Below are 12,170 nucleotides of genomic sequence, written 5' to 3' on the forward strand. Positions count from 1 at the left end.
GTCTGTTGTGGACGGAAGGGCGTTTTTTGCCATCTCAACCTCAAATTCCTTGCAGAAATCATCGGCAATACAAAAAAAATCTGTAACTTTACTTTCGGTAATCATGATATAGTATTTATTGTTTGGTACCTCTAAATTACTAAATATCAATGATGCTACCAAAAGAATCGGCAACTTTTTCAAGCTGCCGATTCAACTGTTTCATGGCGTTCCTTATCCCGAACTCACGTTAAAAGTCTCCTATGTCTCCTAGATAAGGAAACCGTTCACCTTTCTCCGGGTGGCGGTTAGTTCCGTCAGCCCACTTGTATGTTTCTGCATCCGGCGATGGTGCATACCGTAAACGTAGGTTGACACCATCAATCACTACTTGCTGCGAAGTACCTACGATAGATTCCAATGTGGTGGTCTTATCCTTAAAATAATCGGTCGTATAATAAAATATACCGAAACTTACTAACAGCACCAATACAATACCACCAATAAACCAATATAAAGCTCTGCTCCTTGGGGGAAGGGAAAGTTCCTGCTCTTCAACCTCTATAGGAGATGTTGTCTGTGTAATGGATACCGGAGGGATGGGTGAAACGGCAATCGGTGCAGCTGGTACAACGGGACATCCGCATTGCGGACAAACGTGTACGCAATCAGCCAGTTCAGCGCCACATTCATGGCAATGGCGATTTTTCGTGGCAGATATGGGGCACCCGCATGTGGGGCACGATGTTGCACCGTTAGGAATTTCAGTTCCACATTCACTACAGACAATAAACTGTTCTTCTTCTGCACAACGTTCACTGGTGTTGCCACACTTCGGACAGAAACATTCTTTTTGATAAGCATCATGTTCAAATATGTATTGGCATGAAGTACACTTGAATTTCATTTTCGTACTCATAATAGTTATTTTTAGTTGTTGAAATACTTAAGGGATTGTGTCTCGATACGTTCCGGCTCTGTTTTGATAGAGAATGACTCACCATTCTCCTTATACTCCTTCACCTGATTGGTGCGGATTACTTTCCGCTTTAACCAATTCCCGTGTTCGTCCGCTTCCAGATACTCATACCTGTCTGTGGTAAGATAATCTCCGGTTTCATCGTAATCGTGTACACTTTTACTATCAGGAAGAAGGTTCGCTCCGGTGTAAGTAAATTTTTCTGTGAGGTAAATCATTTTCACCTGACTTTTACGTTCTATGATTCTGTCCTGCTCGTCAAAAAGATATTCTACAGAACCTTCCATATCAGATTCATCTGAACTCATATCGCTCCGCTTATGGTCACTGTATGTAATGATATAAGAACCCCAGTTGCTTCTGTTATATTTTGTACGTTCGGCATTATAACTGTAAGTTGTAGAAGATTCATTCCCTTCACTGATTTCCAATATATTTCCTACTTTATCAAACCGAATAAATTTCCCTTCACTATCAGCCACACTTTCTACATTCCCATATATACAGAGACCTTTGCGTGCCGACAAAGGATGAGGAACTCCAGTATCTTCATTAACTGAAATCGTATTCAAGTCTTCATCCAAATCTACAGCCTTGAACAGTGCTCCTTCAAAAATGAATCCTCTTTCTACGGGTGAATAATACGCAGTGTAAGGCTCTATTTCCTCCAGCTCCGATGGAGCAAGGGAGTCCAAAGTCAAATCAAAGCGTGACAAGCTACGTGTGAAGACCAGTCGGTTTCCTTCTATCTTTCCATAATAGATTGTTGCTCCTTGGTAAACCGATTTCCAAAGGTCTCCATCTTCTGGCACGGAATTGTAGGCCCTCGCCATAAATACATTATTTCCATCTACCCTGAAGGACAGGTCGCCATACTGAACTCTAGGCTCTGCCAAAGGGCAATACGATTCAAAAGCCTCCTTCGGAATAGAATCGTGGGATAGCACTTTGGAGAATTCGCTGTTGACATAGCCCTTTTCACCTGTACGTAGCCGCACTTTATACCATCCGTTGACCGAATCTACCAGTTCGCATATTTCTCCACGTTCAATGAACCCTACCAGCTTGCCTTCCACCGGTTCTTTTTTGACACTAATGTCCGATTTTATTGCAATTACATACGAGTGGTTTGGATTCTTTGAGAAAGAGGGAGACTTTTGCTTGGGAGAGTCTTTGCAGGCCATGAATAACAAAAACGTCCGCATAAAATCAATAGGTAACGCACATTCATAATATTTCGAATAAATTTACCTCTCTCAGCCTCTCCGGGGGCCATTCAACATAAAAGCGTGAGACTGCATGCCACGTTCTGGTTGGAGGTCCTAGGAAAACCTTGTACACGGATATGGGTATAGCAGCCCACGCTATATGCGTGAGAACCACTATGCTATCCTTGTGTACAATTGTGAATTTCCTAGGTTCCCAACCACAAGATAAGCATAACGCTTCTTCAAATTCTAAAATGTCTTGGAGGGAGCTTCCTCTCTCCAAATGCAAAAATATGAAAAATGTAGGAAGTGCAATAACATTTCCTGCATTTTTTATGTTGGCACATAAGTATTTATAATCATTACAGTTTGAATTCCTTGTTTTTTCGTTGTGGTTGTTGTATTGTTGGAGCAGCCTCTCGAACTGCTTCCTAAACCAGTCGAGGATGTTCTTCCCGTTGATGCGCAGGACGAAGCATTTCCTTTTCCTGTTTTTTTGATGTAGTCGGTCTGCACCGTGGTCGCGGTAATGCTGGGCGGTGGAAAATGCCGGCTACCGTGCCATCAAGACAGCATAAATACTACGAATATGTTTGGTATATAGGGCAAAAGAAACAGTAATCCTGAACCGTTTATAGAAGCCATCATCAATGATGCTGAGTATAGGCATAAAAAAAGGAGTACCGCTGTACTCCAACCTTTGTTAACCTTAAATCTAATACTATGAAAAACACATTGCAAAGGTACGGACTTTTTGCTTATCTCCAAATAAAGCAAATAAAAAAGGCTGTTTTATAACATGTTTTAGGAAAATGCGTCTCTTTGTTAAGGCTTGCTAAGGTTTTGAAGCCTCTCCGTGAGTGTTTTCTAAAAAAGAATTATCTTTGTCACATTAAGTTTTGGGCTTTACTTGGCGGTCTTCTGTTCTCTTGGCTCAAAGCTTTGGAAATTAAAAACTAAAGACCCGTATGCACGAAGATATTGTCCTTACCCCGATGATGAAACAGTTCCTTGACTTGAAGGCAAAGCATCCCGATGCTGTCATGCTGTTTCGTTGTGGTGACTTCTATGAAACCTATTCCACCGATGCTGTCGTTGCGTCCGAAATTCTCGGTATTACCTTGACCAAACGTGCCAACGGCAAGGGGAAGACCATCGAGATGGCGGGTTTCCCACATCATGCGCTCGATACTTATCTGCCTAAACTGATACGTGCCGGTAAGCGTGTGGCTATTTGCGACCAACTGGAAGACCCGAAGCTGACGAAGAAGCTGGTGAAGCGCGGCATCACGGAACTGGTGACGCCGGGAGTATCCATCAACGACAATGTGCTGAACTACCGGGAAAACAACTTCCTGGCTGCCGTCCATTTCGGCAAAGGAGCTTGCGGAGTGGCTTTTCTGGATATATCTACGGGCGAATTTCTGACGGCTGAGGGACTGTTCGACTATGTGGACAAGCTGCTGAACAATTTTGCCCCGAAAGAAGTGCTTTTCGAGCGTGGCAAGCGCTTGATGTTCGAGGGAAACTTCGGCAGCAAGTTCTTCACTTTCGAGTTGGACGACTGGGTGTTTACCGAGACCTCGGCCCGGGAGAAGCTGCTGAAGCATTTCGAGGTGAAGAACCTGAAAGGCTTCGGTGTAGAGCATCTCAAGAACGGCATCATAGCTTCGGGAGCCATCCTGCAATACCTCATCATGACGCAGCATACGCAGATTGGGCATGTTACTTCGCTGGCACGCATCGAGGAGGATAAGTATGTCCGCCTGGATAAGTTCACAGTGCGCAGCCTGGAGCTGATGGGCAGCATGAACGATGGCGGCAGCAGTCTGCTGAACGTGATAGACAAGACCATCAGCCCGATGGGTGCCCGCTTGCTGAAACGTTGGCTGGTATTCCCGTTGAAAGACGTGCAGCCGATTAACGAGCGGCTGAATGTGGTGGAATACTTCTTCCGCCAGCCCGATCTCAAGGAACTGATAGAGGAACAGTTGCATTTGATAGGCGACTTGGAACGTATCATCTCCAAAGTGGCGGTAGGCCGTGTCTCTCCGCGTGAGGTGGTGGCGCTGAAGGTGGCTTTGCAGGCCATTGAACCCATCAAGGCGGCTTGTATGGAGGCCGACAATGCCAGTCTGAATCATATAGGCGAACAGTTGAACATCTGCCAGTCCATCCGCGACCGCATCGACAGGGAGATAGACAATGACCCGCCGTTGCTGATTAATAAAGGAGGTGTCATCAAGTCCGGTGTCAGTGCCGAACTGGACGAGTTGCGCCGGATTGCTTACTCCGGTAAGGATTATTTGTTGCAGATACAGCAGCGCGAGAGCGAGCTGACGGAAATTCCCAGCTTGAAGATAGGCTACAATAATGTCTTTGGCTACTACATCGAGGTGCGCAACACGCATAAAGACAAAGTGCCGGCAGAGTGGATACGCAAGCAGACCCTTGCCAATGCCGAACGCTACATTACCCAGGAATTGAAGGAGTACGAAGAGAAAATTCTCGGCGCGGAGGACAAGATACTGGTGCTGGAAACACAACTCTATGCAGAGCTGGTGCAATCTCTGAGCGAGTTCATTCCTGCCATTCAGATTAATGCGAACCAGATAGCGCGTCTGGACTGCCTACTCTCCTTTGCCACGGCAGCACGCGAGAACAACTATATACGTCCCGTCGTTGCCGACGACGATGTGCTGGAAATCCGCCAGGGACGGCATCCGGTGATTGAGAAACAGCTTCCCATCGGCGAGAAGTATATTGCCAACGATGTGATGCTGGATAGCCAGACCCAGCAGATTATTATCATAACAGGTCCCAATATGGCGGGTAAGTCCGCTTTGCTGAGGCAGACGGCATTGATTACGTTGCTGGCTCAAATCGGCAGTTTCGTACCTGCGGAGAATGCCCATATCGGGTTGGTGGATAAGATATTCACCCGTGTGGGGGCCAGCGATAATATTTCCGTGGGCGAGTCTACCTTTATGGTAGAGATGAACGAGGCGGCAGACATCCTGAACAACCTTTCTCCGCGTAGCCTGGTACTGTTCGACGAGCTGGGACGCGGCACTTCCACGTATGACGGTATTTCCATCGCCTGGGCAATCGTGGAGCACATCCATGAGCATCCGAAAGCGAAAGCGCGCACGCTCTTTGCCACGCACTACCATGAACTGAACGAGATGGAGAAAAGTTTCCGGCGCATCAAGAATTACAATGTGTCGGTCAAGGAGATAGATAACAAGGTCATTTTCCTGCGTAAGCTGGAGCGGGGTGGCAGTGAGCACTCCTTCGGTATTCATGTGGCAAAGATGGCAGGTATGCCGAAAAGCATTGTAAAGCGTGCCAACGACATTCTGAAACAACTTGAAACGGACAACCGCCAGCAGGGAATTTCCGGCAAGCCGATGCCGGAAGTGGGAGAGACGCGCGGCGGCATGCAACTCAGCTTCTTCCAGCTCGACGATCCGGTGCTGTGCCAGATACGCGACGAGATACTGAATCTGGATGTGAATAACCTTACGCCGCTGGAGGCGCTGAACAAGCTGAATGATATAAAGAGGATAGTGAAGGGGAAATGATTCCACCCTCTTTCAAGTAAGGGGCCAGGTTGAATTGGGCATTGAGATAGCTGTTTGGCATGCCTTGTTCACGCCCGAAATATTCTGGTCATTTCATTTGGGTTGTTCGTGAGTTCGTGTTGTTGCGGCTGCGGTAGCAAGCCGCCCGGTGACTGCGATACTCAAAAAAATAGCTTCTTCTTAATAAATGCAGATGGTATAAGATGATTAGGCATTAGTAATTTCCTGCCCTTCTTTCACGTTCTTTCTTTGCTGTTCGCTGTATTGACGGGGCGGCATTCCGTAACGTTGTGAAAAAGCTTTATAAAAAGTGCTTCGGTTGGTGAATCCCGTGCGGTCCATCAGCTCTTCGATGGTGAAGTTGCTGGAGACTAACAAGCGTTCTGCCGTGGAGAGGCGGTATTCTTTGATGATGTCGGCAGGCGATTTGTCGGTAAGTGGTTTCAGCTTACGGTAGAACTGTCGGCTACTGTAGCCCATTTCTTTACTCAAGAGTTCTACTTGCAGGTCGGGATTGGCCAAGTTCTTTTCAATGACTTCTGTCATTTTTTCTAAGAATTCCTGTTCTTCTTTGTGCAGGCAGCTTCCTTCTTTCCAGGTAAAGGTGCTGAGTGCCGAACTATAATATTCCTTCAGGTTTTCTTCGCGGCGGATGAGATGATAGACCATCTTTTCCAAGTATTTCACGTTGAAAGGCTTGGTGACATAGGCATCCGCTCCAGATTCCAGTCCTTTTACTTGGTCGTCTTCGTGATGCAGTGCCGAGAGCAGGATGAGGGGGATATGGCTCCACAGCTTATGTTGCTTGATAGCGGAGGTGAAGGATAGCCCGTCTATATCGGGCATCATCACGTCTGAGATGATGAGGTCTGGCTGTCGCTGCTCCAAGCTGTTTAATGCCTTTTGGGCATTATTGAAGGAGAGTACGTTGTATTTCTCCGTGAATATTTCGGATACGAACCATAGCATGGAAGGGTCATCATCTATCACCATGACCGTCTGCTTGTTTGTGTCGAATTCTCGGGTGTATTTTTCGGGCAGTTCTTGCGCTTCTTTGGTGAGAATGCTTGGAGAAGCCGTTTCGTATGCGGTTTGTGGTACCTCTTGTCCGTTGGGAGATAGCGAGGGCAGGCTTACAGTGAAGGTGGTCAGTTCGCCCGGTATGCTTTCGATGTTTATCTCCCCTTCCAGCAGCGTCACCATGCTTTTGCAGATGGCCAGTCCCAGTCCGTTTCTTGAGTTTTTGCCGTTCATCTCCACGGAATCGAGAATCTTATAGCGGTCGAATATCTTTCCGAGATTTTCGGGTGTGATGCCTTTGCCGGTATTGGCTATCTTCAAAATGAGACGTTCGTTTTTTGCATACAATGTTATGCAGATGTTCCCCTTGTCGGGTGTGTACTTGAAAGCATTGGATATGAGGTTTCCGGCTATTTTGTTGAAGCAGCTCAGGTCGGTGTTCCATATCAGTTCGGGGGCGATGTCGAGGCGGTAGTTCATTTCTCTGTTTTCTGCCATGTCGCCAAAGGATTCGGCGATGTCCCTTAACTTTTCGGAAACAGGCTGTGGCTGTATGGAGAGCATTTTGTTTTCGGTTTCCAGTCTTCTGAATTCCAGCAGCTCCACAATGAGTCCGTTCAGCTTTTCCACATTTTGCTGAATCATCTTGGCGTAGCGGTGCGTGTAGATGTCTGTCTCCTTGTGGGTGAGTATCTTTTCGCACGGTCCCTGAATCAGGGTGAGGGGGGTGCAAAACTCGTGGGTAATGTTGGTGAAGAAGCGTAGTTTTGATTCATAGATTTCCTCTTTTTTCTGTCGTTCCATTTTCTTCATCATGTGCTGCCGCTTCAGGCGGTAGGTATGGAATGCATAGGCAACTATGCCTGCACATAGTAGTAATCCTAACAAAAAGTAGCCCACATAGGCCCAGGAACTGAGATACCAAGGCGGAGCGATGTAAATAGTGAAGGCTTGCGGATGGCTTTCTTTACCGTTGATGTTATTGCGGTATTTCACAAACAGAGTATATTCTCCGGGGGAAAGGTTGGAGAAGATGGCATTGGGTGAAACTCCGTTTTCTATCCATTGGTCGCTTGCTTCCTTTAGTTTATAGGAGTAGAAATAGTCGTTTCCGTTAATGTAGTCTGTTATCCGGAAGTTCAGCTGGAAGAAGTTGTGTTTATAGTCCAGTTGTAGCACGGGTTTTCCGTTTTTGTTATGTAGAAAGTCATGTAGGTTATATTCTTTACCAAAGATGGAAAGTCCTTTCAGGCTGATGTCGGGCATATAGTCTGTGGTAATGTAAGAATCGGGCCTCACGGTGACGAAGCCGTTTACACCTCCAAAGAAAAGAATTCCCGTGGCATTGTCTTTGTAGAAGGCTCCATCACTAAATTCGGTCACGGCCAGTCCGTTTCCGTTGTTGTAGGTTTGCTTGGTCTGTTCTTGGGGGTTGAGTCTCATTAATCCTTGATTGGTGCTTACCCAGAGATTGCTCCGGTTGTCCTCCAAGATACCATGTACGGTGCTGTTGGTGTAGAGCTTTGCACTGATGCTGTCTGGGTTTCCGCCTTCGTTCGGGTGGAAGCGGAGAAGCCCCGATCCGGTGCCCAGCCAGTAGCCTTGCTCGTTTTTGTGTATGGCGAACACATCGTTGGCGGTTTGGCTGTTTACCAAGTTGTTGAAGCGGAACTGTGCCATCTCTCCGGTATGCACGTCAATACGGTAGGCCCCGAGCCCTCTGTTCCCGAACCACAGCGCAGAGCTGCTTTCGCGGTAGGAGGTGAAAAAGTAGTTTGATGCCATGTGTCCGTTGCTCACCAAAGTCCGTGTGGCATGCTTCACAGTAGGATCCTTTCTCTGATTTTCTAGTGTCACCTTTACGATTCCTTCGCCCACGGTGGAAATCCACAGTGTACTGTCATTGGTTTGGTCGATGGAGTGCACATATTTCACTTTAGTCCCATTGGCTTGTACCGCCAGTTCTTTCAGTTGATGGGTAGAATAAGAGTAATAATTGATACCGTTTTCCGTGCCTATCCAAAGTCGGTCTTTTCCACCGGGTGCAAAGCAGTAGACGGAGTTGTCGGTCAATGTACTGTTACCAGTGATGAGACGATCATGTTTTTCGGGGGTACTGTCGACAAGATAGTTCGGTATGCGCAATATGCCGCTTCCCTTGGTTCCTATCCATAGGGTTTGCTGTGGGTCGAGGTAGAGGCTGCGTACCGGGTTGTTCACTTGATATGCGGGAGTATTGAGCAGAGTGTTGGTCATGGTGAACGTGTCATTGTAAAGCATGTATAGTCCTTCTCCGTCGGTAGCTACCCATACGATGTCTTGGAATTTGTCTTTCATCAGGCAGAAGATACCCGACTGTATTTCGGTGTACTCTATACGGTATTTAATCTTTTGGTTCGCTTCATATTTCAGTACTATCAAGCCGCTGCTTTTGAAACCGATGCAGAAGTCATTTTCTCGTTTGATGATGGAAGATACTTCACCCCGTTTTTCTATTTCGTCCTTCAGGTCGGCAATGTAGTAACACTGTCGGTTACTGAAACTATATTCGTAGAGGGCATAGGTTTCATCAATGAAGTAGGCTGAATCTTTTCCGATAAAGGCATGCTTCAGGCCGTGATGTCCAAATGGTTTTTCCGGAATCAGAGTCACGCTTTTTCCCGTGTGATTCAGCCGATAGCAACGAGTGTTGTTTCCGGTTGCGAATATCCAAAGCAAGTTGTTGGAATCGATAGTCATGGACAGTACTTTATTGAAATCCATGGAAGAGGTGTTCAGCTGTAAAAATCTCTGGTTCTCTTGTTGGTAGTGATACAGATTCCCGTCATCTTTCAGCACTAACATGCACTTGTTGTTGCTTCGTGCCAAGAAGATGTTGTCCTTGAATTCGGTAAAGGTTCGGCAGGTTTGTCGGTATGTATCCAATCTGTCCAACCCGTAGTTGGTTTGTAACCACAGTATGCCTGGCTCTGATTCTACGATTTGGCTGATGATATTGCCTGACAATAGGTTACGTGACACATCAACTGGTGTATATAGGTGAATATTGTTGCCGTCAAACACGTTCAGTCCGTCGCATGTTCCTATCCAGAGTACACCTTGGCTGTCTTGGTAAAGGGATTGGATGGCACTATTGGAAAGACCGTTCTTGTTGGAGAATTGCCGTAGACTGTAGGCGTGTACAAAATCCGGAACACAGCATAAGAGACTGACGAGCAATAAAATTGTATGGCCTTTCCAGTATATGTCTTTCATGTGGCTTGTTGTATTGATTTTAGTGTGCAAAGATATATTTTAAGGTGGAAACAGTCAATATTCGCAATATATTTCTTCAGTTGCAGGATTACTGTTTGCTTTGTATCTGCTCCGTATTTTTTAGAAATGTATTTGTACGGAGCAGATAGGTATGGATATGATCAGCGGATGACCGCAGCGAATCCGCCGTTGCGTGCCAAACGGACTGTGATACGGTCGCCTTTCTTCAAGGTTCGTTCTTGTTTGCGGTAGTCCATGGCCTGGTGGTCAGCGTTGATGCCGTCTTCAAAAGAGGTCATGAGATAGTTTTTTCCTTCTTGCAGAAAATCGAGGGAGATGTTGAAGACCCGTTCACGTTCGCGGTTGTTGGTCATGCCTCCTATATACCATTGTTCTCCTTTGCGTTTGGCCACGACGGCATACTCTCCTGCTTCGGCTTCGAGGGCGATGGTTTCGTCCCATGTTTGAGGTACTTGGGTGATGAAGCGGGTGCACTCGTCGTTGCGGTAGTAGAGGGTAGGGTTGTCTGCCATCATCTGCAGGCCGGTTTCAAAGAGAACAAAGAGTGCCATCTGATAGGCACGTGTGCCGATGCTGGCAGAATTGGGACGTTCGGAACGGTAGACCTCGGGCTGCATGCTGAGCATGGCGCCGGGAGTATAGTCCATGGCTCCTACTGCGTTGCGTATGAAGGGGAAATAGACACTGTTGTCGGGACGGCATCCACCCATCTGCTCCATGCCTCTCACGCCTTCGTAGGAGAGTACGTTGGGGTATTTGTATTCTAATCCGGCAGGTTTGAAGGCACCGTGGAAGTCCACGAAGAGATGGTGTTTGGCGGCTTCGCGTGCCACGCGTTCATAGAAGTTCACCATCCATTGGTCGCTACGATCCATGAAATCTATCTTTACGCCTTTCACGTCCCATTTTTCGAAGGTTTCGAATAGGTCGAAGTGATTTTCTACCGTAAGCCAAGTGAGCCATAGCACAATGCCTACGTTTTTCTCTTTGCCGTAGCGGATGAGTTCGTGTATGTCTACCGTGGGATTGGGTGTATAGGGGTCTCGGGTGTTCATGGCCCAACCTTCGTCCATTACTATATATTCTACGCCATAGTGGGATGCGAAGTCGATAAAGTACTTGTAGGTGTCAAGGTTGCAGCCGGCCTTGAAGTCTACGTCGGGGCCGTAGGGTATGGCTCCGTTCCACCATTCCCAGCTGGCCAGTCCGGGTTTAATCCAAGAGGTGTTTTCTATGACATTCTTTTCAGCGAGGCGATAGGATAGGGTGTTTTCTATAAGTTTGCGGTCATCATCGGTAATGACGAAGTAACGCCACGGATAACTGCGCTTTCCTGCAGTACGGGCTATGCAGTTGGCTTCTTTCAGAATCTTGAGACTGCGGTCGCCGTCTTCTCCGAACTCAAGAGGCAGACGGGGGAAGACGGAGGCAATACCGCCTTGTCCGTCGTTTTTCAGGAACATGGCGGGATAGTCTGTCAGATTGGTTTCACTCATGAGGATTTTGTCACCTTCGGGTGTGCTGGCTAAAAGGGGAAGCAGAGCCATACGATTGGAGTTTTTCCATTCACTGCTTGTTTGGTGGCGATATTCTTCTTCATAGGAAGTCTTAAAGCCGTCAGGTTGCTGAAGATGTAGCAGGCAGCCATCCACAAGGTTCAGTCGCAGGATTTCATTTATTATTTCTTGCTCGCCTTTCAAGTCAGTGAGGAAACGGTAGGCAAATCCGTCGTCAAAGGCGCGGAACTCCACCGAATAGTCTCCTTTGAATTTCAGCAGCAACCGATTGTAGCGGTTGGTTACGGTAGAGAATTTCAGGGGCACCACGGGAGTCAGCTCCTCGTTTACGCTTTGGCGTACGGCCTTGTCCAGTTTGGGATGGATGCCCAGCTGACGGTTGGCGGTTTCCAAGCCGATGACACAGCTGTCCATCAATGTTTGGTTTCCTTGGGCTACGTCATATCGGATTTGGTCGGTCAGCTCCAGCGAGATGCGGATGTTCCCGCTAGGTGAGGTCAGTTGATGTACTTTCTGTCCGAAAATGGTCAGTGAAAGGCAGAGGGCTGCCGGGAGTAGGAGTTGTTTTTTCATGCTATTGGCTTTTCGATTTTTACTGTATGCAAAA

General features: G+C 47.1%; 5 protein-coding genes and 1 pseudogene. 1 reads left to right on the top strand and 5 read right to left on the bottom strand.

The features are described 5' to 3' along the window. From M1B78_RS18830 to M1B78_RS00010, 3 genes and pseudogenes are all read right to left on the bottom strand, one after another. Window positions 1-105, bottom strand: a pseudogene (locus M1B78_RS18830) (IS982 family transposase); the annotation flags it as partial. A gap of 124 nt (window positions 106-229) precedes the next feature. Continuing rightward, entirely contained in the window at window positions 230-898 is a 669-nt protein-coding gene (locus tag M1B78_RS00005; RefSeq protein WP_257939540.1) for a zinc ribbon domain-containing protein, read from the bottom strand. Window positions 899-909: 11 nt separating this feature from the next. Continuing rightward, window positions 910-2,163, bottom strand: coding sequence for an SH3 domain-containing protein (locus M1B78_RS00010; RefSeq protein WP_257939541.1), 1,254 nt, complete (start codon window positions 2,161-2,163; stop codon window positions 910-912). Window positions 2,164-3,134: 971 nt separating this feature from the next. Between M1B78_RS00010 and mutS the strand changes: the two genes are divergently transcribed. Then, the gene (mutS, locus tag M1B78_RS00015; RefSeq protein ID WP_257939542.1) at window positions 3,135-5,750 is read left to right on the top strand and encodes a DNA mismatch repair protein MutS; all 2,616 of its coding nucleotides are present in this window, start codon (window positions 3,135-3,137) and stop codon (window positions 5,748-5,750) included. Window positions 5,751-5,957: 207 nt separating this feature from the next. Here the strand turns inward: mutS and M1B78_RS00020 are convergent, their stop codons facing one another. Beyond that, complete coding sequence (locus M1B78_RS00020; RefSeq protein WP_257939543.1) at window positions 5,958-10,025, bottom strand: hybrid sensor histidine kinase/response regulator transcription factor; 4,068 nt, start codon at window positions 10,023-10,025, stop codon at window positions 5,958-5,960. 161 nt (window positions 10,026-10,186) lie between these two features. Then, the gene (locus M1B78_RS00025) at window positions 10,187-12,136 is read right to left on the bottom strand and encodes a glycoside hydrolase family 97 protein (protein WP_257939544.1); all 1,950 of its coding nucleotides are present in this window, start codon (window positions 12,134-12,136) and stop codon (window positions 10,187-10,189) included. Between the last annotated feature and the right edge of the window lie 34 nt (window positions 12,137-12,170).

Origin of the sequence: Bacteroides muris (ex Fokt et al. 2023) (assembly GCF_024704895.1) — a bacterium.
In the GTDB taxonomy this organism is placed as follows: Bacteria; Bacteroidota; Bacteroidia; order Bacteroidales; family Bacteroidaceae; genus Bacteroides; species Bacteroides muris.

Bases quoted from the DNA above. Each gene is read 5' to 3' on its own strand.
- M1B78_RS00005 (WP_257939540.1), bottom strand. From the start codon at position 898: ATGAGTACGAAAATGAAATTCAAGTGTACTTCATGCCAATACATATTT.
- M1B78_RS00010 (WP_257939541.1), bottom strand. From the start codon at position 2,163: ATGCGGACGTTTTTGTTATTCATGGCCTGCAAAGACTCTCCCAAGCAA.
- mutS (WP_257939542.1), top strand. From the start codon at position 3,135: ATGCACGAAGATATTGTCCTTACCCCGATGATGAAACAGTTCCTTGAC.
- M1B78_RS00020 (WP_257939543.1), bottom strand. From the start codon at position 10,025: ATGAAAGACATATACTGGAAAGGCCATACAATTTTATTGCTCGTCAGT.
- M1B78_RS00025 (WP_257939544.1), bottom strand. From the start codon at position 12,136: ATGAAAAAACAACTCCTACTCCCGGCAGCCCTCTGCCTTTCACTGACC.